Genomic DNA, 26,411 nt, shown 5'->3' with positions numbered 1-26,411 from the left:
AGAGGCGGTCCTATTTCCGCTTTGGACGCCTGCCGACAGGAGCCACCACGATGGACGCCACACCGAATTCCCCTGAAGCCCGCGACATCCGCTATCACATGCATGGCTATACCAACGCCCGCAAGCATCAGGAAACCGGACCGCTAGTCATCGAAAAGGGCGACGGCATCTATGTCGAGGACATTGCCGGCAACCGCTACATCGAGGCGATGGCGGGCCTGTGGAGCGTCGCCGTCGGTTTTTCGGAAAAGCGGCTAGTCGAAGCGGCGACAAAACAAATGTCGAAGCTGCCCTTCTATCACGACTTCGGCTCGAAAGCGCATTCACCGTTGATCGATCTTGCGGAGAAGCTGGTGCAGATGGCGCCAGTGCCGATGAGCAAGGCCTATTTCACCAATTCCGGCTCTGAGGCCAATGACACCGCGATCAAGATGATCTGGTACCGGTCGAACGCGCTTGGCCAGCCGGCGCGCAAGAAGATCATCAGCCGCAAGCGCGGCTACCATGGCGTCACCATCGCCTCGGCGAGCCTGACTGGGCTGCCCAACAACCATCTCTCCTTTGACCTGCCGATCGCCAACATCCTGCACACCTCGACCCCGCATCACTGGCGCGACGCCGAGCCCGGCGAGAGCGAGGAACAGTTTTCCGCGCGGCTCGCCGACGAACTGGAAAAGCTCATCCTAGCCGAGGGGCCTGAAACGATCGCCGCCTTCATCGGCGAGCCGGTCATGGGCGCCGGCGGCGTCGTCGTGCCGCCTGCCGGTTATTGGGAAAAGATCCAGGCGGTGCTGGCGAAACACGACATCCTGTTGGTCGCCGACGAGGTGATCTGCGGCTTCGGCCGCACCGGCGAGATGTTCGGTTCGCAGACCTTCGGCGTCAAGCCGGACATCATGGTGCTGTCGAAGCAGATTTCGTCCTCCTACCTGCCGATCTCGGCGCTGCTGATCAACGATCGTGTGTTCGAGCCGATCGCCGACGAGAGCGACCGCATCGGCACCTTCGGCCACGGCTTCACCGGCGGCGGCCATCCGGTCGCCGCGGCCGTCGCGCTGGAGAACATCAAGCTGATCGAGGAGCGCGACCTGGTCGGCAATGCGCGCAAGGTCGGCGCGCATCTGCAGGCGCGGTTGCGCCAACTCGCCTCGCATCCGCTGGTGGGCGAGGTGCGCGGCGTCGGTCTCATCGCCGCCGTCGAGCTTGTCGCCGACAAGGCGACCAAGGCGCCCTGGGGCAAGCCAGCCGCGCTCGGCGCGCTGGTCAACGGCTTCCTGCAGCAGAACGGCGTGATCTCGCGCAACATGAGCGACGCGATCGCCTTCTGTCCGCCGCTGATCATCACCGAGGCGCAGGTCGACGCGTTGGTCGATGCGTTCGAGCGTTCGCTCGACGCCGCCCTGCCGCAGGTCCATCCGCGGAACTGACGAGGCCGCGAGGGCTACCCGGCGGTAGCCTGGGCTGGCAACCGGTTCGTTCACCTTCTGGTGAGCGGTAGATTTTCCAGCGGAACATTCGCGTTTTCGCGCTGTTACATCCAAGCAGCAGCGCGGAAAGGAGCCTCCGCATGGACAATCCGCGATCCACGGCAAGCATAGCCGGCCATCCCATCCACCCCATGCTCGTCACTATCCCGATCGCCTGTTTCGTCGGGACTTTGATCACCGATATCGCCTATTGGCAGACAGCCGAAATGACCTGGGCCAATTTTTCGGCCTGGCTCCTGACCGTGGGTGTCATTGTCGCTATTCTGGCCGCCATCGCCGGGCTTACCGACTTTCTTGGGGACCGCAAGATACGCGCTCAGCCGACCGCATGGCTGCACATGGGGGGTAACCTCATCGTGCTCGTGCTGTCCTTCCTCAACATGCTCATCCACACGCGCGACGCCTGGACGTCCGTCGTGCCGACCGGACTGATCCTGTCGGCGCTAGTTGTGATCATCCTGCTCTTCACCGGCTGGCTTGGCTGGGCGCTGGTCTATCGCCATCATGTAGGAGTGGCCGATGAGACGACTTGATAGCCTAATCAAATGGACGACCGCTGCGCTTTGCAGCGCAATGGTCCTGGGCGTTGCCGGCTGCAGCGACGACAACACCGATCCGAACGCGCAGATTGGCCCAAATCCGAAACTGCCAGAGATAAACCAATACCTGTTCCCGCCGATGCATCTAGCCTCGGTGGTCGGTTGGAAAAACGATGAAAAGCCGACCGTCGCGCAAGGCCTGCAGATCGAGGCGATGGCCAAGGGGCTTCAGCATCCTCGCTCGGTTTACGTGCTGCCCAATGGCGACATCCTGGTGGTGGAGTCCAAGGCGCCGAACGAAGCATCGGTCAAGCGCCCGAAGGACATCGTCATGGGTTGGGTCGAAAGCTGGGTCACCTCCAGCGGCGACACCGGCCCGAGCAACCGCATCACGCTCTTGCGCGACACCAATGGCGACGGCAAGCCGGATTACCAGGGCGTGTTCCTCGACCATCTCAACGCGCCTTTCGGCGTGGCGCTGGTCGGCAACGACTTCTATGTCGCCAATACCGATGCCATCGTGCGCTACCCCTATCAGCCGGGCGACACCAAGATCACGGCACCGGGCAAGGTGCTGACGGAACTGCCGGGCGGGCCGATCGATCACCACTGGACGAAGAGCCTGGTGGCGAGCCCAGACGGTTCGCTGCTCTATGTCGGCGTCGGCTCGAACTCCAACATCACCGAGAACGGCATCCAGGCCGAGAAGGACCGCGCTGCGATCTGGGAGGTCGACCGCGCCACCGGCCGCTCGCGCATTTTCGCCAGCGGTCTGCGCAATCCCAACGGCCTGACGTTCGAACCTGAAAGCAAGGCGCTTTGGACGGTGGTCAACGAGCGCGACGAGCTCGGGCCGAACCTGGTGCCGGACTACATGACGTCCGTGAAGGACGGCGCCTTCTATGGCTGGCCCTACAGTTATTACGGCCAGCACGTCGATCCTCGCGTCATGCCGCAGCGGCCGGACATGGTGGCGAAGGCCATCCCGCCGGACTACGCGCTGAGCTCGCATGTCGCGCCGCTCGGGCTTGCCTTCTACACCGCAAGCAACCTGCCCCAATTCTATCGCGGCGGCGCCTTTGTCGGTGAGCATGGCAGCTGGAATCGCTCCCGCTTCAATGGCTACAAGGTGATCTTCGTGCCGTTCAGCGGCGGGCATCCGAACGGCAAGGCGCAGGATGTCGTCACCGGCTTCCTCAACGACAAGGGTGAGGCGAGGGGCCGTCCGGTCGGCGTTGCCGTCGACAAGTCCGGCGCGCTGCTGATTGCCGACGATGTCGGCAACACGGTGTGGCGGGTCACCACGGCGGCACCCGGATCCACGTAAAAGCCGGGCTCAATCTTCCGACATCGAGCGGGCCATGTCGAGGAAGGCGCGCACGAGCTTGCCGCCGCTGCGTTCGCGCAGGCAGATCAGCGCTTCCTCCATCAGCGTTTCCGGCGCGTCGATCGCGATCGGCACCAGCCGCGAGTCGTGGCCGAACTCCGCAGCCGAGACGAAACCGACGCCGGCTCCGGAGGCGACGATCTCGCGCACAGCCTCACGGCCTTCGGCTTCGATGGCGGGCTTCAGCTCGACATTGGAAGCCGTGGCCAGATCTTCCAGCTTCTTGCGCGTTTTCGAGCCGCGCTCGCGCATCACGAGCGGCTCCTGCGCGAGCTGTCCGAGCGTCAGCGATTTCCTGCCCGACAGCGGATGATCGGCTGACACGAAAGCAATGATCGGCGTCGAGTTGAGCTTGAGCATCTCGAAATCGCGGCCCGCGGGCATCTCACCAAGAACGCCGATGTCGGCCTCGTAACTGTAAAGACCGCTGATCACGGTCTCGGTATTGCCGGAGCGCAGGGACACCTGGACGCCCGGATAACGGGCGCGAAAAGCGCCGAGAATATGCAGGAGATGGTGCGCCGCGTCGGCAACGATGCGCAATGTGCCGGAACGCAGCGCGCGCGATTCGGTCAGAAGCTCCAGCGCCTGCTGTTCGGTCTCGAACATGCGATGCGTGATCTCGAGCAGCCTCTGGCCTTGCGTTGTCAGCGTGACCTGCTTCTTGTTCCGGTTGAACAGGAGTACGTCATACTCTTCCTCCAGCTTGCGCACTTGGTCCGAAATCGCCGGCTGGGTGAGGAAGAGTGCTTCGGCGGCACGCGAAAAGCCGCCCGAAACGGCGACCTGGTGAAATGCCCTGAGCTGAACATAGCGCATTCGCATGGCTCCTATGGAGGCGCTTATCGTTCAGGTTCGTAGCATCGACCAGATCGATACATCAATACAAAATAACGATTTTACAAATATATCATGCCCACTGAGAATGGCTGTCATATTCCAATGACAGGATCGAAGTGGGAGGGCAGCATGCTCGCTGAGATGGAGTTTGCGGCGACCAAGCCTCTGGATGCGCCGGCGCTGGGCGAACCTTATCTGCTGACGCCCGGCCCGCTCACCACGGCCTATGCCGTCAAGCAGGCGATGCTGCGCGACTGGGGCTCCTGGGACGGCGATTTCCGCGCCATGACCGCCGAGCTGCGCCGTCGCCTTCTGGCATTGACCGGCGACGGCCGTGACGAATTCGACTGCGTTCCGATGCAGGGCAGCGGCTCGTTCTGCGTCGAGGCCATGCTCGGCTCGTTCGTGCCCAAGGACGGCAAGGTGCTGGTTTTGGCCAACGGCGCCTACGGGCTGCGCGCGGCGCAGACCATGCAGTATATCGGCCGCGCCTACACGTTGATCGACAAGGGCGACTACCTGCCGCCGCGTGGCGAGGAGGTTGCCGCAGCGTTGAAGGCCGACCCGGCCATTACGCATGTCATCGCCATCCACTGCGAGACGAGCTCAGGCATCCTCAACCCGGTGGCCGAGATATCGGAAGCCGTCTATGCCAATGGCCGCAAGCTTCTGATCGATTCCATGAGCGCGTTCGGCGCCATCCCGCTCGACGTCAACGACATCCGCTACGAGGCGATGGTTTCGTCGCCCAACAAATGCATCGAGGGCGTGCCGGGCTTCGGCTTCGTCATTGCCCGCAAAAGCGAGCTCCAAGCCGCCAAGGGCCGCAGCCATTCGCTGTCGCTCGACGTGCACGCGCAATGGGCGAACATGAACAAGACAGGGCAGTGGCGCTACACGCCGCCGACGCATGTGGTCGCCGCCTTCCTCGAAGCGCTGCGACTGCACGAGGCAGAAGGGGGCGTCGCGGGGCGCGGCGCGCGCTATACGCGAAACCGCGACGTCATGGTGGCCGGCATGCGTGAGTTCGGGTTCGAGACCCTGCTCAAGGATCGCTGGCTGTCGCCGATCATCGTCACCTTCTTCAACCCGGCGCATCCGAACTTCGTCTTCGATCGCTTCTACGAGCTGATGAAGGACAAGGGCTTCATCATCTATCCGGGCAAGCTCACGGTCGTGGACTCCTTCCGCGTCGGCTGCATCGGCCAGATGGACGAGCACGTCATGCGCCGCGTGGTCGAGGCGGCTTCCCAGTCGCTGAACGAAATGGGCGTCGACACCGCCGCCCCGTCCCCCGCCGCTATCGCCGAGCGCGCCAAGCTCGCCGCCTGAAAGGTCTTCGGATGAACCAGATGTCTCCCGTCAACGTCACGGCCAATGGCCGCTCCTATGCGTGGCCGCGCGTGCCGGCCATCGCCATCTGCCTCGACGGCTGCGAGCCGGCCTATCTCGATGAGGCTATTCATGCAGGGCTGATGCCGGCGCTGGAAAGGATCAAAAAGAAGGGCACGGTGCGCTTCGCCCATTCGGTGATCCCGAGCTTCACCAACCCCAACAATCTGTCGATCGCCACCGGCCGGCCGCCGGCGGTGCATGGTATCTGCGGCAACTACCTCTACAACCCGGAGACGGGCGAAGAGGTGATGATGAACGACCCGAAATTCCTGCGCGCGCCGACCGTGTTCCAGGCCTTCTACGATGCCGGCGCCAAGGTGGCGGTGGTGACGGCCAAGGACAAGCTGCGCGCGCTGCTCGGCAAGGGACTGAAGTTCGACGATGGCAGGGCGATGTGCTTCTCGGCCGAGAGGTCCGATACCACGACGAAAGCCGAGCACGGCATCGACAATGCCTCGAAGCATTTCGGCCTGCCCGTGCCCGAGGTCTATTCCGCCGAACTTTCGGAATTCGTTTTCGCCGCCGGCGTGCAACTCCTGAAGGAGTTCCGGCCAGACGTGATGTATCTCACCACCACCGATTATGTTCAGCACAAATACGCGCCGGGCGTGCCTCAGGCCAATGCCTTCTACGAGATGTTCGACAAATATCTCGCCGAACTCGACGCGCTGGGTGCCGCGATCGTCGTTACCGCCGACCATGGCATGAAGCCGAAGCACCACGCCGACGGCTCGCCCAATGTGGTCTATGTGCAGGACCTTCTCGACGAATGGCTGGGCAAGGACGCAGCCCGTGTCATCCTGCCGATCACCGATCCTTATGTGGTGCATCACGGCGCGCTGGGTTCCTTCGCCACCGCCTATCTGCCGAAGGGCGCCGACTGCGAGGCGGTGATGGAAAAGCTGCGCAAGGTCGAGGACGTCATCCTGGTGCTCGGCCGCGAGGAAGGCTGCGCCCGCTTCGAGCTGCCCGAGGATCGCATGGGCGACATCATCCTGATCTCGGGCGAGAACAATACGATTGGCACGTCGGAGCACCGGCACAATCTGGCAGCACTCGACGAGCCGCTGCGCTCGCATGGTGGGCTGACGGAGCAGGAGGTGCCGTTCATCGTCAACCGGGTGCTGCCGGATTTGCCGAGCGAGCCCAAGCTGCGCAATTTTGACGCGTTCTACTACGCGACGATGGCGGCGGCGCTGGGTTGAGGTGGGCGCTGTCGACCCCCACTCCGCCGGGCTTCGCCCGGCAACTCTCCCCTGATCGACCGGGAGAGGAAGGCGCCCAGTCGATTCCGCAGCGCTTTTGCTCAAATGCTGCGCTGTTGGATTGGAGGAGAGCGCTGAGCTGATTTCCTCTCCCCGTCGATCGGGGGAGAGGTGGCCCGAAGGCCGGAGTGGGGTCGACCCCGCGACGTATCCAAGACTGGAACCAATCGATGACCCAACTCGATCCTGCCATCAAAGTCCGCCATGAGCCGATGCGCATCGCCGGCGAGAAGGTCGATGCCGATCAGAAGCTGGAGGTGCGGTTTCCCTGGAACGACACCGTCATCGGCACGGTGCCTGCGGGCGGAGCGGAGCATGCGCGGCGCGCCTTCGAGATCGCCGCCGCCTACCAGCCGAAGCTGACGCGCTACGAGCGGCAGAAGATCCTGCTCAAGGCCGCCGAGCTGCTCGATGCGCGGAAGGACGAGCTATCGGATCTCATCACGCTGGAGCTCGGCATCTCTAAGCAGGATTCGCTCTACGAAGTGGGCCGCGCCTTCGACGTCTTTACGCTTAGCGGTCAGCTGGCCATCCAGGACGACGGGCAGATCTTCTCCTGCGATCTCACCCCGCATGGCAAGCAGCGCAAGATCTTCACCATCCGCGAGCCGCTCAGCGCGATCTCGGCGATCACGCCGTTCAACCATCCGCTCAACATGGTGTCGCACAAGGTCGCGCCGGCGATCGCCACCAACAACTGCGTCGTGGTCAAGCCGACGGAGCTGACGCCGATCACCGCGCTGATGCTGGCCGACATCCTCTACGAAGCCGGCCTGCCACCCGAAATGCTTTCGGTCGTCACCGGATGGCCGGCCGATATCGGCGGCGAGATGATCACCAACCCCAACATCGACCTCATCACCTTCACCGGCGGCGTGCCCGTCGGCAAGATGATCGCGTCGAAGGCCGGCTACAGGCGCCAAGTGCTGGAGCTCGGCGGCAACGATCCGCTGATCGTGCTCAACGATCTTTCGGACGAGGACCTCGCGAAAGCGGCCGATCTGGCCGTCGCGGGCGCGACGAAGAATTCCGGCCAGCGCTGCACGGCGGTCAAGCGCATCCTGGTGCAGAAAAAAGTCGCCGACCGTTTCGTGCCGATGGTGCTGGAGCGGGCCAAGGCGATCCGCTTCGGCGATCCGCGCGACCCGGCGACGCAGCTCGGCACCGTGGTGCATGAGAAGGCCGCGGCGCTGTTCGAGAAACGCGTCCACGTGGCGGCGGAACAGGGCGCCGAAGTGCTCTACAATCCAGGCCGCAAGGGTGCCTTGCTACCGCCGATCGTCGTCGACCGCGTGCCGCACCAGTCCGAGCTGGTGATGGAGGAAACTTTTGGCCCGATCGTGCCGATCGTGCGCGCGCCCGACGATGACGAGGCGCTGATCAAGCTGTCGAATTCGACTGCTTTCGGCCTGTCGTCAGGCGTCTGCACCAACGACTTTCGGCGCATGCAGAAATACATCACCAGCCTCAAGGTCGGCACCGTCAACATCTGGGAAGTACCGGGCTACCGCATCGAGATGAGCCCCTTCGGCGGTATCAAGGATTCCGGCAACGGCTACAAGGAAGGCGTCATCGAGGCGATGAAGAGCTACACCAACGTCAAGACCTTCTCCTTGCCGTGGTAGGCGCCGTGACGGACAGTTTCGACCTTGCCGTCGTCGGCTCCGGCATCATCGGGCTGGCTCACGCATTGGCCGCCGCTCGGCGCGGCTTGCGCGTTATCGTCATCGATCGCGATCAGAAGGCCAACGGCGCCTCGATCCGCAATTTCGGCCTCGTCGTCGTGACCGGACAGGAGCCTGGGCCGTCGCGCCGCCTGGCCGAGCGCAGCCGCGAGATCTGGCTCCAGCTTGCGAACGAGGCGGGGATCGAAATCCTGCATCGAGGCAAGCTCATCGCAGCGCAACGCCCGGAAGCGCTTGCGCTGCTCGAGAATTTCAAGTCCGGCGAGCATGGCGGCGCGTGCAAGCTTCTAACCGCGCGCGAGGCGCTCGCGCATCAGGCCGGCCTTGACGAGAAGGCGATCATCGGCGGGCTCTACAGCCCGTTCGAGTTGCGCGTGGAGTCGCGTGAGGTGCTGCCGCGACTGGTATCGTTCCTGGCTGAAAAGCATGGCGTCGTGTTTCGCACCGGCGTGTCGGCGACCGAGGTCGCTCCGCCCTTTGTCGAAATCAGCGCGGGACGTGTTCAAGCGGAAAAGGTCGTCGTCTGTCCCGGCGACGATTTCAGCTCACTCTATCCGGAACTGATCGGCAAGCACGGCGTGCAGCGCTGCAAGCTGCAGATGCTGCGCCTCGCCGATCCGGGCTTTCGGCTTTCGTCCGCGCTGATGTCCGATCTCAGCCTGTTGCGTTATGGCGGTTTCGCCGGCCTTCCCGAGGCCGGCGCATTGCGAAGCAAGCTGGGCGAACAGCGCGGGGCCGCGTTGGCCAACGGCGTTCACCTGATCGTGGTGCAGAGCGCGGACGGTTCGCTGGTCGTTGGCGATTCCCATCATTATGGGCTGACGCTCGATCCGTTCGGATCGGAAGCGGTCGACCAATTGATCCTGGATGAACTCAAGGCATTGTTCGGCAAGGTGCCGAACGTGCTTGCGCGCTGGACGGGATACTACGCTTCAGCGAAGAATGCGGTGCTGCGCGAGACCCCGCATGAAGATGTCCGGCTGGTGATCGTCACCAGCGGCACCGGCGCCAGCACCGGCTTCGGGCTTGGCGAGGAGACCATCGTGGAGTTGTTCGGCCAATGACGCTCGTCCATACCGAAGGCGAATCCAACAAGGCTCCAGCACGACAGGAATGGAACGCCAGGCAGAGCCACGCACCGTCACAGGAACTCCTGCGGCGCGACGCGGCGGTCTTCCTGCACCAGAGCCTTTCCAGCCCCTGCGTCTCGGCCATCGCCAAGGCGGGAGGCATCTGGATCGAGGACACGGCCGGACGCCGCTACATGGATTTCCACGGCAACAGCGTCCACCATATCGGCTACGGCCATCCGCGGCTTAAGGAAGCCATCCGCAAGCAAATGGATGAACTGCCCTTCTCGCCGCGCCGCTTCACCTGCGAGCCTGCGGTCGAATTGGCCGAGACGCTCGGCAGGCTGGCGCCGGGGGATCTCGGCAAGGTGCTGTTCACGACTGGCGGCTCCGACGCAATCGAGGTCTCGCTGAAATTGGCGCGCGCCGCCACTGGCCGGTTCAAGACATTGTCGTTCTGGGATGCTTTCCATGGCGCAGGCTTCGGCGCTTCCAGCGTCGGCGGCGAGGCGACGTTCCGCTCCGGCATTGCCGGGCCGCTTTTGCCCGGCACCGAGCATGTCGCGCCTTGGGCACCGCACAATTGCCCGTACGGCACCAATTCGCTGGAGGATTCTGCCCGAGCGTGCGCCAACATGATCGCTTACGTGCTAGGACGCGAAGGTGATTTCGCCGCTTTCATCGCCGAGCCGATGCGGGCGACGCCGCTGGTGCCGGCGCCGGGCTTCTGGAAAGCGGTGCGCGAAGCCTGCGACCGGTACGGCACGCTGCTCATCTTCGATGAAATCCCGACCGGGCTCGGCAAAACAGGAAAATTCTTCGCTTCCGAGCATGATGGGGTGACGCCCGACATCATCGTGCTCGGCAAATCGCTCGGCGGCGGCATCCTGCCGATCGCCTCGGTGATCGCGCGGCGCCATCTCGACGTCGCGGGCGACTATGCCATCGGCCACTACACGCATGAGAAGAACCCGGTCACCGCGCGCGCCGCGCTGACGACCATCGCTATCATTCGCGACGAAAGCCTCGTCGAGCGCTCGGCGGAGCTTGGCGCCTATGCGCTCGCCCGTATGCAGGACCTCATGCAGCGCTCGCCTTTCGTCGGCGACGTCAGGGGCAGGGGCCTGATGTTCGGCGTCGAGATGGTCGAGGACAAGGCGAGCCGGACACCGGCGCGTGCGCTTGCCGAGAAGATCTACTATCGCTGCCTCGACGAAGGCCTGAGCTTCAAGATCAGCCAGGGCAATGTGCTGACGCTCTCGCCGCCGCTGGTGATTGCGCGCGCCGATCTCGACCGGGCGCTCGACATCGTCGAGGCCGCAGTGCTGGCGGCGTGAGCCGGATGAAGGCTGTCCGCACCGACAGAGAGCTGGAGTGCCCGGGCATTGACGCCGGCTTGAGAGCGCGCGGCGTCGAGCTCGTCACGCTGCCGGACGGCATTCCCGAAGCCGAGCTCATGGCAGCGGTCGCCGATGCCGATCTCATCCTGATGTGCTACACGCCGATCACCGCGCGTGTCGTAGAGGCCGCGCGTAACCTCAAGGGCATCGTCAAATATGGCGTCGGCATCGATGCCATCGACATCCGGGCGGCGATGCGGCGCGGCATTCCCGTCGTCAATGTTCCCGACTATGCGGAAGAGACGGTCGCCGAGGGCGCTTTCGCGCTGATGATCGCGCTGGCGAAGCGGCTGCCCGCGATCACGGCGGCGGTTTCGCGCGACGGCTGGATCTGGCCCGAGCAGCGCTGGCTGGGGCGCGATATCGCCGGCGCCACGCTCGGGCTGGTCGGCTGCGGCAAGATCGGCCGCAGCATGGCGCGCATGGCGGGGCAGGGGTTTCGCGCTAGGGTGCTCGGCTTCGATCCCGGCGTCGACGCGGCAACGATGCGGGATGCGGGGGTCGAGAAGGTCGAGGACCTGAAGGCCATGCTTGGCGCTTGCGATTTCGTCTCGGTGCATTGCGTGCTGAACGATCAGACTCGCGGCCTGATCGGAGGCCAAGAACTGGCCTGCATGAAACCTTCGGCGATCCTCATCAACGTCTCGCGCGGGGCACTCATCGATGAAGCAGCACTTGTCGAAGCGATCGTTGCCGGGCGCATCGCCGGAGCCGGGCTCGACGTCTATTCGCTGGAGCCGCTGGCGAGGTCCGGCCACCCAATGAGCGCGCTTTTCGATCGCGACAATGTGATCCTGTTTCCGCATCTCACCTTCTTCACACATGAGGCGATGCGCCGGCTCGAGGACGACACGCTCGCTCGCTGTTTCGAGGTGCTCGAAGCTCGACCCGTGACGATCCGATCGCACGACCCGCGCTTGCGCGCGCAGACGACGAGCGTCGAATTTCGCTGAACAATCCGTCATTTCCCTGAGGCATCGGAACCAGATGTGCAGGAGAACATGCCTGCAACGGTCACGCGACAGTTCCGCGACAAATATCAGCTGAAGCTTGCCTGTCATAAAATAAATAGATTTTACTTATCGATCGACGGGCCTCAAAGTTGGCACAACGACGACATGCACCAGCGCTGCAGAACCCTTGGCGGGCCGACCAACGCCACCACGAGTGCGTCGCAGATTGTGCTTTCAATCAAAGGGGAACTGACCATGAAATCGCGAAATCTCATCGTGGCTATGGCCTTCGGCGCAGCGCTGCTGGGCTCATCGGCACTCGTCGCGCCGGCCTTCGCCGACGGCGTCGTCACCATCTATTCGGCCGACGGGCTGCATGACGGCAATGGCAGCTGGTACGAGACCGAGTTCGCCGCCTTCACCAAGGCCACCGGCATCACCGTGCAGTATATCGAAGGCGGTTCGGGCGGCGTCGTCGAGCGCGTCGCCAAGGAGAAATCGAACCCACAGGCCGATGTCCTGGTAACGCTGCCGCCCTTCATCCAGCGCGCAGCCGCCGATGGGCTACTGCAGGATTTCAAGCCGGAAGGCTCCGACCAGATCGACGGCGGCACTGACAAGTACCGGCCGCTGGTCAACAACTACATGAACTTCATCTACAACGCCTCGGTGCTCTCTGAAGCGCCGAAGAGCTACAACGACCTGCTCGATCCGAAGTTCAAGGGCAAGATCCAGTATTCGACGCCCGGTCAGGCCGGCGACGGCACCGCCGTCATGCTCGAGATCATCCACGCCTTCGGCGGCGAGGACGCCGGCTTCGAATACATGAAGAAGCTGCAGGACAACAATGTCGGCCCGTCCGCCTCGACCGGCAAGCTCACCGCGCTGGTCAACAAGGGCGAGCTCTATGTCGCCAATGGCGACCTGCAGATGAACCTGTCGCAAATGGCCGATAATCCGAACATCAAAGTGTTCTGGCCCGCAGGCCCGGACGGCACCCGTTCCACTTTCGCGCTGCCCTATGAAATCGGCCTGGTCACCGGCGCGCCCAACAGCGACAATGGCAAGAAGCTGATCGAGTTCCTGCTCTCCAAGGAGGCGCAGTCGACGGTAAGCTCCGTGGCGCTCGGCCTGCCAGCCCGCAAGGATGTGAAGCCGGACGACGCCAATTTCGCCGAGGCGCGGGAGGCGATGAAAGGCGTGACCATCTGGGCACCGAACTGGGACGACGCGCTCGCCAAGCTGCCTGACTACGTCAAGAAGTGGAACGAAGCGACGGGAAGTTGATCTCCTGGTGACCTATTCCGGAGTAGCAGCCATGTCGGTGCCCGCTTTCACGGGAAGCAATGTCATGGACGTCGACGCCGCGAAAATTCGCGGCGCCGGCTCCAATGTCCACTTCGACAAGGTCAGCGTCGCCTATGGCGCGCATGTCGTGCTGCATCCGCTGACGCTCGATATCGCGCCCGGCGAGATCCTGGCGATGATCGGGCCTTCCGGCTCCGGCAAGACGACGGCGCTTCGGGCCGTCGCCGGTTTCGTCAGGCCGGCAAGCGGCCGCATCCGTATCGGCGCCACCGACGTGACGGATCTTCCGCCCTATGAACGCGGGCTCGGCATGGTGGTGCAGAACTACGCGCTGTTCCCGCATATGCGGGTCGAGGACAACGTCGCCTTCGGGCTCAGGGCGCAAGGCGCAGACAAGGCGCTGATCGGCGAACGCGTCAAGGACTCGCTTGCGACGGTCGGCATGTCGGGCTTTGCCAAACGCTACCCGCGCGAGCTTTCCGGCGGCCAGCAGCAGCGTGTCGCGATCGCACGGGCGCTTGCGGTGCGGCCGCGCGTGCTGTTGCTCGACGAACCGCTATCGGCGCTCGACGCGCAGATCCGGCGCAATATGGTCGAGGAGATCGCCAAGCTGCATCGCGACCTGCCGGGACTGACGATCCTCTATGTCACCCACGACCAGACCGAAGCGCTGACGCTCGCCGACAAGATCGCCATCATGCGTGACGGCCGTGTGTCTTCGCACGGGCCGACGGTGGAGCTCTATCGCCTGCCGCCGAACCGCTTCACGGCTGAGTTCCTGGGTCGCGCGAACCTCTTGCCGGTGACGGTCACTGAAGGCGCTACGGGACCGAAGGGGTTCGCCACGGCTAGGCTCGGCGATGCCCTGCTGGCAGGCGCCGCACGAGGCGAGAAGCCCGGCGACAAGACCCTGCTCTGCATCCGGCCGCAGCATCTCAGCCTCACCGGGGACGAGGAACACACCAACAGGATCGTCGGTACGCTGAAGGAAGTGCACTGGCAGGGCGAACTCACCCATCTCGTGCTCGAAGTCGATGGCACGCCGGTGCGCGTCTCGGCAACCAGGCTGCCGGTGAGTCTGCCGGAGCGCGGCTCGGCCGTGCCGCTCTTCTTCACGCCTGGCGATACCTCGCTTGTTCCGGAAGACGTCCGTGGCTGACGCGGCGGTCCTTCCCGCGCCGGCAGCGAAAAGAGTGCCCGGCCGGTTCTGGATCGTGCCGCCGGCGGCACTGCTGGCGCTGTTGTTCTTCTATCCGCTGGTGTTGATCGTCCAGCAGGCGTTCATGGACGACAGCGGCATGGCCAATGTCGGTGAATTCGTGCGCGTGCTGCATGCGCGCTTCTTCCTCAACGCGCTCATCAACACCATCACCATTTCTGTCACGGCGACGGCCGGATGCCTGATCGTCGGGCTCGTGCTGGGGCTGATCCTCGCCTTCGTGCCGTTTCCAGGCAGCGGCGTCATTGCCCGGCTGATCGACACCTTCATCGCCTTGCCGACTTTCCTGGTCACGCTTGCCTTCACCTTCCTCTACGGCTCGGCGGGCATGCTCAATGCCGGATTGACGGAAGCGTTCTCGCTGCAGGCGCCACCCGTCAACTTCCTCTACTCGACCTGGGGCGTGGTGCTGGCCGAAGTCACCGTCTACTCGCCTTTCGTGCTGCGTCCGCTGCTTGCCGCCTTTTCGCTCGTCGACCGCGGCCAGATCGAAGCAGCGAGCGTGCTCGGCGCGAGGCCGTTCCGCATCGTGCGTCAGGTGATCCTGCCGGCGGCCGTGCCTGCGCTGATTGCCGGCGGCAGCCTCTGCCTGCTGTTGACGGTGAACGAGTTCGGCATCGTGCTGTTCATTGGCGCCAAGGGCGTCATCACGCTGCCGCTGCTGATCTACAGCAAGGCGATCCAGGAATCGGCCTATCAGGTCGCCTGCATCATCGCGGTCATCAACATCGCACTGTCGCTGGGACTGTTCGGCCTCTACCGGTTCGCCGCCGGCCGGCTGGGAGCATAGAGATGCTGGTCTGGTCGCGCCCCGGTCGCATCGTGATTTGGTTGGTCTTCACGCTGCTGTTCGGTGTGCTGTTTCTGGCGCCGCTGGCAGTGATCCTGCTCTCCAGCCTGGCCGACCAATGGAACGGCGTGCTGCCCAGCGGCCTGACAACAGAGCATTACAGCGATGTCGTGCAAGGCGCGGCGTGGAAGGCGGTGAAGGCGAGCCTCGTCACCGGCTTCCTGGCCAGCGCCGTGGCGCTGGTCAGCGGCACCTGGGCAGCGCTTGCGCTGCGTATCCAGGACGCCACTCTGGCCAGGGTGCTCGGCGTGCTGTTCTTTATCCCCAGCGCCGTGCCTTCGGTATCCGTCGGCCTCGGCCTGCTGGTGGCCTTCAGCCATCCGCCGCTGCTCCTCAACGGCACGATCGCTATCGTGATGGTCGCGCATTTCGTGCTGATCTCGGCCTTCACCTTCGGCAATGTGTCAGCCGGGCTGGCGCGGCTCTCGCCCGATTTCGAACAGGTGGCGTCGAGCCTCGGGGCGCGTCCGGCCTACCGGCTCCGGCATGTCACGCTGCCCTTGCTTGCGCCCTATCTGGTTGCCGCCTTCGGCCTGAGCTTCGCGCTGTCGATGGGCGAGCTTGGCGCCACCGTCATGGTCTATCCGCCGGGCTGGGTGACGCTGCCGGTATCGATCTTCAGCCTCACCGACCGCGGTGATGTGTTCGCGGGTGCGGCGCTGACCATGGTGCTCGTTGCCGTGACGCTCATCCTGCTGCTTGGGCTCGAACGCGTCACCGGCCGGCAGGCGAGGTCGTGACCTCGCCCATCTAGCGCGGTTCACCGCTTCAGGGGAACGGCGAACCGCTCTATCCGGTTGATTTGCTAAGGGAATTCCAGACAGAAAACCGCTCAACCGAGCCCGCGGCCAATTGGGCAGGAACGATCTTGCGGCTGACGCATTTTGCTTCGCGTCAACAGCCGAGGGACCCGATGCGCATTGCCCATGTCGCGCCGCTCTACGAATCCGTGCCGCCGAAACTCTATGGCGGGACGGAGAGGATCGTCTTCTACATCACCGAAGCATTGGTCGAGCTCGGACATGATGTGACTTTGTTCGCGAGCGGCGACAGCGAGACGTCGGCGCGGCTGGTGCCTGGACGCGACCAGGCGATACGCCTCGATCCGCGGCCGAAGAAATCGGAGATCGCCGCGCATCTGGCAATGCTTGCCGATGTGCGCGAGCGCGCCGGCGAGTTCGACGTCATCCATTTCCATCTCAGCCACTTCCTACATTTTCCGTTCTTCGAGCTGATGGCGGCGCGGACGGTGACGACGCCGCATGGCCGGCTCGACTATGTGGATATGGCGCCGGCCTACAAATGCTTTCCGCGTTTCCCGATGATCTCGATTTCGCACAGTCAGAAGCGCGGCCTGCCGGACGCGAACTGGCTCGCCACGATCTATCACGGACTGCCGCTCGACGCCTACCAACCGACTTATGAGCCGCAGGCGGAAGAACCGTATCTCGCTTTCCTCGGACGCCTGTCGCGCGACAAGCGGCCGGACCGCGCCATCGAGATCGCGCGTCGGTCCGGGTTGAAGCTGAAGCTGGCGGCCAAGATCGGCGACGATGACCGCGCCTATTTCCGCGACAATATCGAGGCGCTCATCGATGGCGACCGCATCGACTATGTCGGCGAGATCACCGAAGATGAGAAGGCCGGGTTTCTCGGCAATTCGGCAGGCCTGCTGTTTCCCATTGACTGGCCGGAGCCGTTCGGCCTTGTCGCGATCGAGGCCATGGCCTGCGGCACACCGGTGATTGCCTGGGACCAGGGCGCCTTGCCGGAGATCGTCGACAATGGCGTCACCGGCTTCGTCGTCGACAGTGTGGACCGTGCCGTGGCGTCGATACCCGCGCTTCTCGATCTTGACCGGCGGCAGGTGAGGGCGGTGTTCGAGAAAAGGTTCTCGGCGACAAGAATGGCAAGCGACTATCTTGCTGCCTATATGCGTCTGACCGGCACGCCACAGGCGAAGGCCTCTTGATCTTTATGCCTAGAGCCGGATGATTTCAGGTCTGTTCGGCCTGACCCTGAATCCGGCTCTAAATTAAAGAGATAGAGCGTGATGTCGTCCGAAAGCCGCTTTTTTCGGCATCATGCTCTGGGGCGGGGCAAACGAAGAGGTGACGAATGACGGAGCTCGACGAGCGCAAGCTCGATCCTGCCGTAGCCCTTTCTTCGCTCGACGAGATCGCGCCACGCGAACCGCACCGGCTTTTTGCCCTCAAGCAGGGCGACTGCTTCGCCGTCGCCGATGCCTATGGCGACATCAGAGGGGCGGGGGACGGTTTCTTCCGCGACGACACCCGCGTGCTTTCCGAATTCCGCCTGACTGTCGGCGGCAGGCCGATGTCGCTGCTCGGCGCCTCGCTCAGCCAGGATAATGTGCTGTTCACGTCCAACCTCACGAACCTGCCGATCCAGACTGCCGCAGGCCGCGATATCCCGCAGGGTGCAATCCATATCGAACGCGTCAGGCTCCTCTGGCAGGACAGGCTGTTCGAGCGCATCACGCTTTCCAACTATAGCCGCGAGCATTCGACCATCACTGTCTCGCTGCATTTTGCCGCCGACTTTCGCGACATGTTCGAGGTGCGCGGCTCGACGCGGGTGAAGCGCGGCACGACGCATGTCATCAAGACCGACAAGACCTCGGCGCTGCTCGGCTATGACGGCCTCGACGGTCTGCCGAGGCTTTCCGCGATCGCCTTTTCGCAGGCTCCCGACAAATTGAGCGACAACCGCGCCGATTTCCTGATTGCGGTGACCAAGCGCAGCAGCAAAGTACTTTATGTCGAAGTCGGCCCGGAAGCTTCGGAGGCCCCCAATCGCGACCGTTTCCGCGCCGCGGCGGCACGGGCCCGCTTTGGCATGCGCGCCAAGCGCAGGCATGGCGCCACCGTGCATAGCTCGGGCCGCGTCTTCAACGATTGGGTCGAGCGCGCCCGCGCCGATGTCGCGCTGCTTACCACCGAGCTTCCGACCGGGCCCTATCCCTATGCCGGCATCCCGTGGTTCTCGACGGCATTCGGCCGCGACGGCGTGATCTCGAGCCTGCAGATGCTTTGGCTCAATCCCGGCCTGGCGCGCGGAGTGCTTGCTTTCCTGGCCGAGCACCAGGCGACCGAAACCTCGCCCTTTTCGGATTCGCAGCCCGGCAAGATCATGCATGAGACACGCAAGGGCGAGATGGCGGCGCTGCGCGAACTTCCTTTCGGCCGCTATTACGGGGGCGTCGACACCACGCCGCTCTATATCCATCTGGCTTCCGCCTATGCCGACCGCACCGGCGACATGGCCTTCATCGACAAGCTTTGGCCTTCGCTGAAAGCCGCTGCCGAATGGATGGAGGAGGCGGGCCGCACCACCGGTTTCGTCACTTACCAGCGCGCCGCCGAGTCAGGCCTCGCCAACCAGGGCTGGAAGGACAGTTTCGATTCGGTCTTTCACGCCGATGGGCGCATCCCAAAGGGACCGATCGCGCTGGTCGAAGTGCAGGGCTATGTCTTTGCCGCCTTCCGCGGCATGGCGGCGCTCGCACGCCGCCGCGGCGAATTCGCGGACGCCGAGCACTGGGAGGGCCGCGCCGAGGAAATGCGGGTCGCCGTGGAACGCGACTTCTGGCTGGATGATATGAACTTCTACGCCTTGGCCATCGACGGCGATGGCCAGCCCTGCAAGGTCCGAACGTCAAATGCCGGGCACCTGCTTTTCGTCGGGCTGCCGCAGCCCGAGCGCGCCCGGCTGGTCGCCGACCAGCTGCTGTCGGCCTCCTTCCATTCCGGCTGGGGGCTGCGGACGCTCGCCGACGATGCGGTTTTCTTCAACCCGATGTCCTACCATAACGGCTCAATCTGGCCGCATGATACGGCGCTTTGCGGCGTGGGCCTCGCGCGTTACGGCGAGCGCGACAGCGTGGTGCGGCTGATGAGTGGTACGTTCGAATCTGCCGTGCATTTCAACATGCGGCTTCCGGAACTGTTCTGCGGTTTCGCTCGGGCGCCCGGCGAGGCGCCCATCGCCTATCCCGTCGCCTGCCTGCCACAGGCCTGGTCGGCCGGCTCCACTTTCATGCTGATGCAGGCATGCCTGGGCCTGGAGATCGATGGCTGGGAGGGCGAATTGCATGTCACGCGACCGAGGCTGCCGATCGGCATCGATACTCTCATGATCAGACACCTGACGGTCGGCGACAAGGCGATCGACCTCACCTTCCAAAGGGTTGGCGACCGCGTCGCCGCCTTTCTATCCGACCGGCATGAGGGCCAGGTGCCGCTTATCGTGCGCACGTAAATTCAGCGCTGCAACCCCACGTTCAACAATCGGGAAAGGTCGGAACTGATCGCTGGTTTGTGCGTTGCAAACGTGACCCGGCTTGCCCCTCCGCGGCCGGTAAGAACGAAAACAATGAACGATAGCCGGAGGCAACCTGGCATTTCAATGACACAATATGGCGTCGACCTGTTATTGGTCCTTATTCTCGCAAGCCTCGGATTGTCCGCACTAGCGATTTTCATTTCGATATCCCGGTACCGTCGCAATCACCCGAGGGCATCGGCCGTGCCGGGCGCCGGCGACGAGTTTACCACCGAGGCGGCGCGAAAGGTTCTACGCGAATACGAGAAGAACGGGCAGTCGGTCGATGCGGCTCTGGTGACATGGTCGCCGGACACGCTGCGCAAGATCCTCGCCGACGAGTTGCCGGGAGCGCAGGTGATCGTCGTCTCCAATCGCGAACCTTATATCCACAATGAGACGAAGGATGGCGGCGTCGAGCTCGTCGTGCCGGCGAGCGGACTGGTTTCGGCGCTGGAGCCGATCACGCGCGCCTGCGCCGGCACCTGGATCGCCTATGGTGGCGGCACCGCCGACCGGACGGTGGTCGATGGAAACGACCGCGTGCAAGTGCCGCCTGGCCATCCCTCCTACACGCTGCGCCGGGTCTGGCTCAGTGACGACGAGTATCAAGGTTATTATCTCGGCTTCGCCAATGAAGGCCTGTGGCCGCTCTGTCATATCGCCTTCACGCGGCCGATTTTTCGCGAGTCGGACTGGGAGGCCTATGAAGCCGTAAACCGCAAATTCGCCGAGACGGTGGTTGCCGAGGCTCGCAACGAGCGGCCGATTGTGCTCGTCCAGGACTATCACTTCGCGCTTTTGCCGCGCATGATCCGCGAGCGTCTGCCCGAGGCGATCGTCATCACTTTCTGGCATATCCCCTGGCCGAATTCGGAAGTGTTCAGCATATGCCCGTGGCGCGAGCGCATCCTCGACGGTCTGCTTGGCAGTTCGATCGTGGGCTTCCACACCCAGTTCCACGCCAACAATTTCACCGAGAGCGTCGACCGCTTCATGGAAAGCCGCATCGAGCGTGCCGATGCCGCTATTTCCTATGGCGGCCAGGTGACGCTGGTGCATTCCTATCCGATTTCGATCGAATGGCCGGTCGAGCTCCTGAACGCCCTGCCCAGCGTCGAGGAATGCCGGATGCGCGTTCGCAAGCGGTTCAGGATTCCAGCCGGCGCCAAGCTGTGCGTCGGTGTCGAGCGTCTCGATTACACCAAGGGCATACTCGATCGCTTCCACGCGCTGGAGGAGTTGTTCATTCGCCATCCTGAGATGGTGGGCAAAGTCGTGTTCCTGCAGATCGCGGCGCCGAGCCGCGGTACGTTGCCGGCCTACAAACAGCTGCACGAGGAATGTCTGCGCTGTGCCGAGGAGCTCAATCAGCGCTACGGCAGCGAGTCTTACCGGCCGGTGGTCATGGTGGCCGAGCACCATTCGCAGGCCGCGGTCTATGAACTCTATCGCGCCGCCGACATCTGCCTGGTCACCAGCCTGCATGACGGCATGAACCTTGTCGCCAAGGAGTTTGTCGCCTCGCGCGACGACGAGCAGGGCGTGCTTTTGCTCAGCACTTTCGCAGGCGCCTCGCGCGAGCTGCTGGAGGCGCTGATCGTCAACCCTTACGACGCGGCGATGATGAGCGAGGCGATGCTGCAGGCGCTGATCATGGGGCCGGACGAACAGCACGAGCGCATGCGGCGCATGCGCGAGATCGTGCGCGACAACAATGTCTTTCGCTGGGCCGGCAGTATGCTGCTCGACGCCGCGCGGCTGAGAAAACGCGGCGAGCTCGACCGGGTCACCGGCTTGTACGACCGGCCGGCAAGCGTCACCGGCGATAATGTCGTTTCCATGTTCGAACGCAAACAGGCAGTCGGATTCCGATGAATAGTCAGGCAGACCTTACCCCACCGCTTCCCGAAGGCCGGTGGGCGCTTTTCCTCGACATCGACGGGACTTTGCTGGAGCACGCGGCGCATCCCGACGCCGTCTCGGTCAGCCGGGAGTTGCGCCTTCTCCTGGAGAGGATCGAGCGGCGGCTCGACGGCGCGCTCGCCTTCATCACCGGCCGCTCGATAGCAGCCGTCGACCATCTGTTCGACCCGTTGAAACTGCGGATCGCCGGCCTCTACGGGCTGGAGCACAGACTTCGGCCGGACGGAAAGATCGAAGCCGCCGACGAACCGGCGGATATGGCGGCACTTGCCGACGAGATCGAACTGGAGCTGGCAAGCAAGGCCGTCTATGTCGAGCGCAAGGGCCCGGTGCTCGCCATCCACACAAGGGCCGCGCCGCAGCTTCTGGCGCGGGCGACGGAGCTGGTCGAGGCAGCGCTCGCCCGCTTGCCGCAAGGCTACCGCGTGATCGCCGGCAATGCCGGGGTCGAGCTGATGCCGCTCGAAGCCGCCAAGGGAGCCGCGATCCGGCGCTTCATGCAGATCGATCCTTTTACCGGCAGACGTCCGGTGTTCCTCGGCGACGACACGTCCGACGAGAACGGCTTCGACACGGTCAATGCCGCGGGCGGAATCTCGATCCGCGTCAAGCCGCAGGGCGAGACGGCTGCCCGCTTCGTCATCGAGGATGTCGCAAGCGCGATCGCCTGGCTAGAAGCCAATTTCGGCGAGCCGGTCGCACCAACGGTGAGCCGCAATCTCGTCGCCTAAACCGGCCAGATGCTCCACAGCTATTGCTGCTGCAGGCCCGTGATCATAGCGATGATCTCGTTTCTTGTCGGCCTTCTTCGTCTCGCGCACGCACGCCCGAGCGTTCAACTTTGATCGGGACCGTTAATATGACAGCTCCTTGCCGGTTTTGCTCGAGGCAGGAAACAGGAAGGCACCGGCGGGATCGAAGAATATCTGCCGCCCGCCGAGCGAGGCATCATGCGTTGCCGCTGCCGAAGATGTCGGCCGGATGTCGATTTCCTGTCCGGCGCCCGTGCGCGCCACAATACGCCGGCGTTCACCGTAGAAGGCGACATCGACGATCTCGACCGACAGCTCCGCATTGTTGGGCGAGCGCTCAAGGCGAAATGCTTCCGGCCTGATCATCAGCTTGGTTTTCTGTCCGGGCGCGAAGTTGCCATTGGCGTTTATGCCGGAGACAAGCGCGCCGTCGGCGAGGCGAATGGTCGAGGCGCCGCCCACCGTTTCCAGATGCTCGGCGGCGAGGAAATTCGAGTTGCCGATGAAGCCGGCAACAAAATCGGTTGCGGGCCTAAGGTAGAGGTCTTCGCCGGTGCCGATCTGTTCGATGCGGCCATCCCTGAAGAGGGCGATGCGGTCCGACAGATGCAGCGCTTCTTCCTGATCGTGGGTGACGTAAAGGATGGTGACGCCGGTTTCGCGATGGATGCGTCGGATCTCGGCCTGGATCTCCTCGCGCAGCTTCTTGTCCAGTGCCGACAGTGGTTCGTCCATCAGCAGGATCGGCGGATCATACGCCAGCGCGCGGGCAAGCGCGACGCGCTGCTGCTGACCGCCCGAGAGCGCCGCGGGCAGACGCTCGGCGAAGCTTTCCAGCCGCACCAGGGAGAGCATGTCGGCGACCTTGCGCCTGACCTCGGTCTCCGGCCGGCGGCGGACACGAAGCGGGAAAGCGACGTTTTCGGCGACGCTCAGATGCGGGAACAGCGTGTAGCGCTGAAAAACCATGCCGATGTTGCGCTTGTGCGAAGGCACTGAAAGCAGCGACTTGCCCTGCAGCAGCACATCGCCGGAGGTCGGATCCTGGAAGCCGGCGATGGCATAGAGCGTGGTCGACTTGCCGGAACCGGACGGCCCGAGGAAGGTCAGGAACTCGCCCTTCGGAATATCCAGCGTTACATCATGAACGGCGGTAAAGGCACCGAACGTCTTGCGCAAGTTGCGGATCGAGAGAAAGGCTTGGGTCATGTCTGCAGCTTTCGGCGCAAGAGTGCCGTCACGATCATCAGGGCCAGCGTGAGCGCGACCAGCACACTGGAGGCGGCGGCGATGACGGGGGTGAGGTCGGAGCGGAGACTCCCCCAGATCTTGACTGGCAAAGTCTGCAAAGTGGGGCTCGCCATGAAGATAGCGACCACGACCTCGTCCCAGGAGGCCAGGAAGGAAAAGATCGCGGCGGAGAAGATGCCGACGCGGATCGACGGCAGAGTGATGCGCAACTTGGCCTGCAGCGGGCTGGCGCCGCAGACGATCGCCGCATCCTCGATCGACTTGTCGAAGCCTTCCAGAGCGGTCGCGATCGGAATGATGGCGAAGGGCAGCGCCAATACGGAGTGGGCGACGACGAAGCCGATAGTGGTGCCGCCGAGGCCAAGCCGCAGGAAGAAGGCGTAGATCGCGATAGCGAAAACGACAACCGGCAGGACCATCGGCGTGAGCAGCAGCCCGCGCAGGACCTCGCGGCCGCGGAACTGGCCGCGAATCAGCGCGAAGGAGGCGAGCAGGCCGATGGCGACGGCGAGGATCGCCGTCATCGTGGCGATACGGGCGCTGGTGAGGGCCGCTTCGATCCAGGAGGGGTCGGCGAACAGTTCCTGATACCATTTCAGCGTCCAGCCGGGGGGCGGAAAGGCCAGCCAGCGCGAGGAGCCGAAGGAGAGAAGCACGATGAAGACCACGGGCAGCAGCAGGAAGGCGGCGACCAGGGCGGTGAAGGCGAGCAGTGCTGCCTTCAACCAGCCGAGGCGGTCATAGTCGAGCAGCATCTCAGGCGCCTACCGACGCGCGTTTTGACCCGACCAGGCGCAGCTGCAAGGCATAAAGTGCCATGGTGACGACGAGCAGGATGAAGGCGGCAGCACTCCCCAGGCCCCAGTTGAGCAGCGACTGGATCATTTGCGCGATCATTTCGGCGAGCATCATGTTCGACGTGCCGCCGAGCAGCGCCGGCGTGACGAAATAGCCGAGCGACATGACGAAGACCATCAGGCCGCCGGCGGCTATGCCGGGCAGTGACAGCGGCAACAGGATGCGCCTGAAGGCGGCGAGCGGGCTGGCACCACAAAGGGCGGCTGCGCGCAAAGTCATCGGATCGATGGCGCGCAAGGTGCCGACCAGCGGCAGGATCATAAAGGGCAGCATGATGTAGACCATGCCGATGGTGACGCCGGTGAGATTGTTGATCAGCGGTAGCGGCTGATCGATTATGCCGGCGCCCATCAGCGCCCGGTTGATGACGCCGGTGCGCTGCAAGAGCACCATCCAGGCATAGGTGCGGGTCAAGAGGTTCGTCCACATCGAAAGGATGATGATGCCGAACAGGATCGAGGCGAGCGCCGGCGGCATGATCGCCAGCATCCAGGCAACGGGGAAGGCGACGAGCACGGTGACGACGGTGACGACGAAGGCGACCACGAAAGTATTGAAGAACACACGCACGTATGTGCCGTCGCCCAGCAGCGCCGCGTAATTCTGCAGGCCCGGAGCGGGGTCGGTGACGCTGCGCAGCAACAGCGCCAGGACCGGAACGACGAAAAACAGTCCGACCAGGATCAACGCCGGAAGCAGGCCGCCCAGGCCTGATGGTATGCGCGAAGTTGCGATCCCTTGCTGTGCTTCCACCGACATAACGGTAATCCCGGATTGCGGATCGGGGCGGCGAGCGCCGTCCCGATCCTTGTCACGAAAGGACAGCGTCTACTTCGCCTGCCAGGCGTACCAGCGCGTGGCGATCTCGTCGCGATGCTCGGCCCAGTAGTTCATGTCGAGATTGATCTGTCCGTCGATATGGGCGTCGGGCAAGCCCTTGACCACGTCGACGGGCATTTCGGCCTTGGCCTTGGTGTTGATCGGCGCGTAGCCGCTTGCCTCGGCGAATTTCGCCTGGCCGGTCGGGCTGGTCGCGGCGGCGAGGAACTTCATGGCGCCCTCTTTGTTCTTGGCGCCCTTCGGCACCACCAGGACGTCGGCGGCGGTGAGGTTCTGGTTCCAGGACACGCCGACATCGGCGCCGTCCTTCTCGAGCGCGAAGACGCGGCCGTTCCAGAGCTGGCCGAATGCGGCCTCGCCAGAGGCGATCAGCTGCTGCGATTCGGCGCCGCCACCCCACCAGACGATGTCCGACTTGATGGTGTCGAGCTTCTTGAAGGCGCGGTCGAGATCGAGCGGATAGAGCTTGTCGGCCGGCACGCCATCGGCGAGCAGCGCGATCTCGATCACCCCGGGCGCCGACCATTTGTAGAAGGTGCGCTTGCCCGGAAATTTCTTGGTGTCGAACATGTCCGCCCAGCTTGCCGGCTCGCCGGTCACGGCGCCCTTGTTCCAGGCGAGCACGAAGGAATAGTAGAAGCTGCCGACGGCATTCTCATTGCTGAAGCGCGGGTCGAGATCGGCCTTCGGCACGACGGCGAAATCGATCGGCTCGAGCAGACCGTCCTTGGCCGCCTTGATGGCGAAATCCATCTCGACGTCGACGACGTCCCAGGTGACGTTCTTGGCGTCGACCATGGCTTTCAGCTTGCCGTAGTCGGTCGGTCCGTCCTGCAGCACCTTGATGCCTGACGAGGCGGCGAAAGGCTCGGCCCAGGATTTGGTCTGGGCTTCCTGGGTCGTCCCGCCCCAGCTGGTGAACACCATTTCATCGGCCTTCGCGGCCGTGGTCGCCATCAGTCCGGCAAGGATGCCGGCGAAAATCAGTTTCATATCGTTCTCCTCTGATTGGTTGTTCCGTTTCTTGTTCTTGTCTCCACCG

The 26,411-nt window shown here is 63.7% G+C and carries 22 protein-coding genes; 17 read left to right on the top strand and 5 right to left on the bottom strand.

Features of this window, described 5'->3' with window-relative positions; translation table 11 throughout:
* The first annotated feature begins 50 nt into the window (after positions 1–50).
* From LB553_RS16010 to LB553_RS16000, 3 genes are all read left to right on the top strand, one after another.
* Positions 51–1,427: an aspartate aminotransferase family protein gene (locus tag LB553_RS16010; RefSeq protein ID WP_224514724.1), complete on the top strand. Its 1,377-nt coding sequence runs from the start codon at positions 51–53 to the stop codon at positions 1,425–1,427.
* 140 nt (positions 1,428–1,567) lie between these two features.
* Positions 1,568–2,020, top strand: a complete 453-nt coding sequence (locus LB553_RS16005) for a DUF2231 domain-containing protein (RefSeq protein WP_224514723.1) — start codon at positions 1,568–1,570, stop codon at positions 2,018–2,020.
* Positions 2,021–2,060: 40 nt separating this feature from the next.
* The gene (locus LB553_RS16000; RefSeq protein WP_411962144.1) at positions 2,061–3,353 is read left to right on the top strand and encodes a PQQ-dependent sugar dehydrogenase; all 1,293 of its coding nucleotides are present in this window, start codon (positions 2,061–2,063) and stop codon (positions 3,351–3,353) included.
* Between the two features lie 9 nt (positions 3,354–3,362).
* Here the strand turns inward: LB553_RS16000 and LB553_RS15995 are convergent, their stop codons facing one another.
* Complete coding sequence (locus LB553_RS15995; protein ID WP_224514721.1) at positions 3,363–4,232, bottom strand: LysR substrate-binding domain-containing protein; 870 nt, start codon at positions 4,230–4,232, stop codon at positions 3,363–3,365.
* 150 nt (positions 4,233–4,382) lie between these two features.
* Between LB553_RS15995 and LB553_RS15990 the strand changes: the two genes are divergently transcribed.
* From LB553_RS15990 to otsB, 14 genes are all read left to right on the top strand, one after another.
* Positions 4,383–5,585 (top strand): 2-aminoethylphosphonate--pyruvate transaminase, encoded by a 1,203-nt coding sequence (locus LB553_RS15990; protein WP_224514719.1) that lies wholly within the window; start codon positions 4,383–4,385, stop codon positions 5,583–5,585.
* Positions 5,586–5,596: 11 nt separating this feature from the next.
* Positions 5,597–6,853: a phosphonoacetate hydrolase gene (phnA, locus tag LB553_RS15985; protein ID WP_224514717.1), complete on the top strand. Its 1,257-nt coding sequence runs from the start codon at positions 5,597–5,599 to the stop codon at positions 6,851–6,853.
* A gap of 230 nt (positions 6,854–7,083) precedes the next feature.
* Positions 7,084–8,538, top strand: a complete 1,455-nt coding sequence (gene phnY / locus LB553_RS15980) for a phosphonoacetaldehyde dehydrogenase (RefSeq protein WP_224514714.1) — start codon at positions 7,084–7,086, stop codon at positions 8,536–8,538.
* A 5-nt stretch (positions 8,539–8,543) separates the two neighbouring features.
* Positions 8,544–9,662 (top strand): TIGR03364 family FAD-dependent oxidoreductase, encoded by a 1,119-nt coding sequence (locus LB553_RS15975; protein ID WP_224514712.1) that lies wholly within the window; start codon positions 8,544–8,546, stop codon positions 9,660–9,662.
* Positions 9,659–11,005, top strand: coding sequence for an aspartate aminotransferase family protein (locus LB553_RS15970; RefSeq protein ID WP_224514711.1), 1,347 nt, complete (start codon positions 9,659–9,661; stop codon positions 11,003–11,005). The genes LB553_RS15975 and LB553_RS15970 overlap by 4 nt, the downstream gene beginning before the upstream one ends.
* Before the next feature lie 5 nt (positions 11,006–11,010).
* Complete coding sequence (locus tag LB553_RS15965; RefSeq protein ID WP_224514709.1) at positions 11,011–12,021, top strand: 2-hydroxyacid dehydrogenase; 1,011 nt, start codon at positions 11,011–11,013, stop codon at positions 12,019–12,021.
* Positions 12,022–12,276: 255 nt separating this feature from the next.
* Positions 12,277–13,308: a 2-aminoethylphosphonate ABC transporter substrate-binding protein gene (locus tag LB553_RS15960; protein WP_224514707.1), complete on the top strand. Its 1,032-nt coding sequence runs from the start codon at positions 12,277–12,279 to the stop codon at positions 13,306–13,308.
* Positions 13,309–13,339: 31 nt separating this feature from the next.
* On the top strand, positions 13,340–14,488 hold the full coding sequence (locus LB553_RS15955) for an ABC transporter ATP-binding protein (RefSeq protein ID WP_224514705.1): 1,149 nt from the start codon (positions 13,340–13,342) through the stop codon (positions 14,486–14,488).
* Positions 14,481–15,338, top strand: coding sequence for a 2-aminoethylphosphonate ABC transporter permease subunit (locus tag LB553_RS15950; RefSeq protein WP_224514703.1), 858 nt, complete (start codon positions 14,481–14,483; stop codon positions 15,336–15,338). The genes LB553_RS15955 and LB553_RS15950 overlap by 8 nt, the downstream gene beginning before the upstream one ends.
* A 2-nt stretch (positions 15,339–15,340) precedes the next feature.
* Complete coding sequence (locus LB553_RS15945) at positions 15,341–16,138, top strand: ABC transporter permease subunit (protein WP_224514701.1); 798 nt, start codon at positions 15,341–15,343, stop codon at positions 16,136–16,138.
* Between the two features lie 173 nt (positions 16,139–16,311).
* Positions 16,312–17,370: a glycosyltransferase family 4 protein gene (locus LB553_RS15940; protein ID WP_224514699.1), complete on the top strand. Its 1,059-nt coding sequence runs from the start codon at positions 16,312–16,314 to the stop codon at positions 17,368–17,370.
* A gap of 146 nt (positions 17,371–17,516) precedes the next feature.
* A complete protein-coding gene (locus LB553_RS15935) occupies positions 17,517–19,679 on the top strand; it encodes an amylo-alpha-1,6-glucosidase (protein WP_224514696.1) in 2,163 nt (720 codons plus the stop codon).
* Positions 19,680–19,826: 147 nt separating this feature from the next.
* Positions 19,827–21,620 (top strand): alpha,alpha-trehalose-phosphate synthase (UDP-forming), encoded by a 1,794-nt coding sequence (locus LB553_RS15930; RefSeq protein WP_224514694.1) that lies wholly within the window; start codon positions 19,827–19,829, stop codon positions 21,618–21,620.
* Complete coding sequence (gene otsB, locus LB553_RS15925) at positions 21,617–22,399, top strand: trehalose-phosphatase (protein WP_224514692.1); 783 nt, start codon at positions 21,617–21,619, stop codon at positions 22,397–22,399. The genes LB553_RS15930 and otsB overlap by 4 nt, the downstream gene beginning before the upstream one ends.
* A gap of 123 nt (positions 22,400–22,522) precedes the next feature.
* Here the strand turns inward: otsB and LB553_RS15920 are convergent, their stop codons facing one another.
* The 4 genes from LB553_RS15920 to LB553_RS15905 all read right to left on the bottom strand — a co-directional run bounded on the left by LB553_RS15920 (position 22,523) and on the right by LB553_RS15905 (position 26,362).
* Complete coding sequence (locus LB553_RS15920) at positions 22,523–23,629, bottom strand: ABC transporter ATP-binding protein (protein WP_224514690.1); 1,107 nt, start codon at positions 23,627–23,629, stop codon at positions 22,523–22,525.
* Positions 23,626–24,426: an ABC transporter permease gene (locus LB553_RS15915; RefSeq protein WP_224514688.1), complete on the bottom strand. Its 801-nt coding sequence runs from the start codon at positions 24,424–24,426 to the stop codon at positions 23,626–23,628. The genes LB553_RS15920 and LB553_RS15915 overlap by 4 nt, the downstream gene beginning before the upstream one ends.
* 1 nt (position 24,427) lies before the next feature.
* Positions 24,428–25,288: an ABC transporter permease gene (locus LB553_RS15910; RefSeq protein ID WP_224514686.1), complete on the bottom strand. Its 861-nt coding sequence runs from the start codon at positions 25,286–25,288 to the stop codon at positions 24,428–24,430.
* Positions 25,289–25,357: 69 nt separating this feature from the next.
* Complete coding sequence (locus LB553_RS15905; RefSeq protein WP_224514684.1) at positions 25,358–26,362, bottom strand: ABC transporter substrate-binding protein; 1,005 nt, start codon at positions 26,360–26,362, stop codon at positions 25,358–25,360.
* Between the last annotated feature and the right edge of the window lie 49 nt (positions 26,363–26,411).

Source organism: Mesorhizobium sp. CA8, assembly GCF_020164955.1.
Taxonomy (GTDB): Bacteria; Pseudomonadota; Alphaproteobacteria; order Rhizobiales; family Rhizobiaceae; genus Mesorhizobium.
Note: the sequence above shows the minus strand (reverse complement) of the source record. Positions and strands in the feature narration are given on the sequence as shown.